Raw genomic sequence first — 1,668 nt, 5'->3', positions numbered from 1 at the left:
GTCCCCGGCCGCGGTGGTGGCTCCGGCCGGGCCGGTGCGGGCGGGGGTGCCGATACGGGCTGCCACGTGGACGGTCCGCTCGGCGCCGCACGCCGGTACCGCGCTGCCGTCGGCTTCCAGGGCGACGAGGTCCCCTTCCGGGGACAGCGTACGGGTCCGCCGCGAGGTGTCCGCCGAGTCGGCGACCACCTCTGCTCCGCGAGGTGTGCTCGCCTGCCGGCGGCGGGGCGTGCTCGTCTCTCCGCTGCGAGGTGTGTTCGCCTGCCGGCGGCCGGGCCTGCTCGCCTCTCCGTTGAGGGGCATGCGCGCCTGCCGGCGGCCGGGCGTGCTCGCCTTTGCGCTGCGGAGCGTGCGTGGTCCTCCGTTACGGGGCGGCCGTGCGGTGCTCCGCCGCACGGGCCCCTCGGAGCCGCCCGCCACCGTGGCCCCTGGAGGCGCCACGCGGGGTCACTCCGCGCTTCCCGCGAGCCAGCTCACGGCCTGGTGGAACAGCCGCCGGTAGCCCGCCCACTCGACGAACTCGGTGGGGGCCCAGTGCGGGGAGATGTCGGAGGCGAAGGCGAGCGTGCGTCCCGCGCCCTCGTCCCGCACGGCCAGCAGCGGGCGGGACTCGACGGTGGCCAGCACCCGCGCGTCCGGCTTGGCGGTCAGCTTCTGGTAGCCGAGCAGGAGGGGCCAGGTGGCGTCGAGTCCGGCGGTGACGGGGTGGTCCTCGCCGGACAGTTCGCCGGTGACCCCTTCGGGGCACTCCACGCGGTCGTCGTAGGGGAGGATCGAGACGGGCAGCACGGCCTCGACGGGGGTGTCGTGGTAGTTGGCCTTGGCCTGGAAGCCCTGGAAGCTCAGATAGCCCCCGGCCATCGCCAGCCCGCCGCCCCGGCGCACCCACTCCGCGAGCAGCTTCAGGCGGTTGGGGAAGGGGCGCCCCTGCGCGAAGACCTGCGGAGGCAGCAGCAGGGAGTTGGCGCCGATGTCGGAGAGGATCACGACGTCGTAGGCACCGAGCTTCTCCAGCGTCTCGGGGAAGTCGGTCGCCACCGCGTGCGAGGGCAGGTGCGTGACCTGGTGTCCCTCGGCCTCCAGCGCCTCGATGAGCGGGGTGGCCCCGATTTCGAGCTGGGCGTGGGGGAAGGCGTCGTAGCCCTTGAAGTCGGTCGAGGCGTTGATCCAGGACTCGCCTGCGAGCAGGACGCGGGCCATGCTTGTCTCCTCGGTGTTGCGCAAAAATTGTGCTGTCTTGCTTGTTGTTGCGCAACGTTAGGACTGCCGTTGTGCGCAGTCAATGGGTGGAGGAAGAAAGACAGTCGGTACACTCTCGAGCTACATGCGCACACCGGCGAAGAGGAGGAGAGCGTGACCCTGGCCCGTGTTGCGCAACACGCACACGTCTCGGCGTCCACGGTGTCCCGGTATCTGCGCGGACAACTGAAGGTGAACCCCGAGACCGCCGGACGTATCGACGCCGCGGTCCGCGACCTGGGGTACGAGGCACCGCCCGCCGCGGCCCCGGAGCCCGCACCTGAACCCCGAGACCGCCGGACGTATCGACGCCGCGGTCCGCGACCTGGGGTACGAGGCACCGCCCGCCGGCCGCGGCCGTGGCGGCGATCTCCTCGGCCAGTTCGGCGAAGAACGGGTTGACGAGGTCGGGCACGATCAGTGCGATGA

At 72.1% G+C, this 1,668-nt stretch carries 3 protein-coding genes; 1 reads left to right on the top strand and 2 read right to left on the bottom strand.

The features are described from left to right. On the bottom strand, nucleotides 1-189 hold a 189-nt coding region (locus tag AB8Z75_RS34700), incomplete at its 3' end, for a hypothetical protein (protein WP_369209083.1). 258 nt (nucleotides 190-447) lie between these two features. Beyond that, complete coding sequence (locus tag AB8Z75_RS34695) at nucleotides 448-1,200, bottom strand: glutamine amidotransferase (RefSeq protein WP_369209081.1); 753 nt, start codon at nucleotides 1,198-1,200, stop codon at nucleotides 448-450. On the opposite strand from AB8Z75_RS34695, the gene AB8Z75_RS34690 reads away from it, so the two are divergent. Next, nucleotides 1,123-1,641 carry a LacI family DNA-binding transcriptional regulator gene (locus tag AB8Z75_RS34690; RefSeq protein WP_369209079.1) on the top strand — a complete coding sequence of 173 codons (519 nt, stop codon included), beginning with the start codon at nucleotides 1,123-1,125 and terminating at the stop codon, nucleotides 1,639-1,641. The two genes, AB8Z75_RS34695 and AB8Z75_RS34690, sit on opposite strands and share 78 nt — an antisense overlap. The last annotated feature ends 27 nt before the right edge of the window (nucleotides 1,642-1,668 follow it).

This window comes from Streptomyces sp. PU-14G, assembly GCF_041028275.1.
Taxonomy (GTDB): domain Bacteria; phylum Actinomycetota; class Actinomycetes; order Streptomycetales; family Streptomycetaceae; genus Streptomyces.
Note: the sequence above shows the minus strand (reverse complement) of the source record. Positions and strands in the feature narration are given on the sequence as shown.